Origin of the sequence: Corallococcus praedator (assembly GCF_003612125.1) — a bacterium.
GTDB lineage: Bacteria > Myxococcota > Myxococcia > Myxococcales > Myxococcaceae > Corallococcus > Corallococcus praedator.
Map to the genome: position 1 here is coordinate 1 of NZ_RAWI01001149.1, position 426 is coordinate 426.

The window sequence follows — 426 nt, forward strand, 5'->3', positions numbered from 1 at the left end:
AGACGGGACATCACGTCGCGACTGTAGCAAGATGGGCAGGTCTTCGGAAGCCCATGCGCATCCTCCCTGTTCCCGCGCAACGCGCCGACATCGACGCCGAGATCCGCGAGGCGACCTATCCGGGACACTCGCCCGCCCGGTGGGCGCTGCCCCTGCTCGACGAACTCGAGCTCCAGGCGACGGGCTGGCAGCTGATCCAGCTCGACGAGTTGGCACTGGCGGCGTTGTGGCTGCCCGTGCATGCGGGCGAGGCCTGCCACGGCGATGTGATGCGCCTCGGTGCGGGGCCCACGGGTTCGACGGTGCGCGACGCCCATGCCTGGCTCGCAGGACACGCTGAGGCCTACGCGGCGGCCAATCCGTCGTGCTGGGGACGCCTGACGCACGCCTCACAGTCACCGCGGACGCCGCTCGTCGTGTCTCCCG

At 70.4% G+C, this 426-nt stretch carries 1 protein-coding gene; it reads left to right on the forward strand.

What is annotated here, in order from left to right; translation table 11 throughout:
- Positions 1-53: 53 nt before the first annotated feature.
- A partial coding sequence (locus D7Y13_RS43465) for a DUF6309 family protein (protein WP_147452738.1) occupies positions 54-426 on the forward strand: 373 nt, incomplete at its 3' end.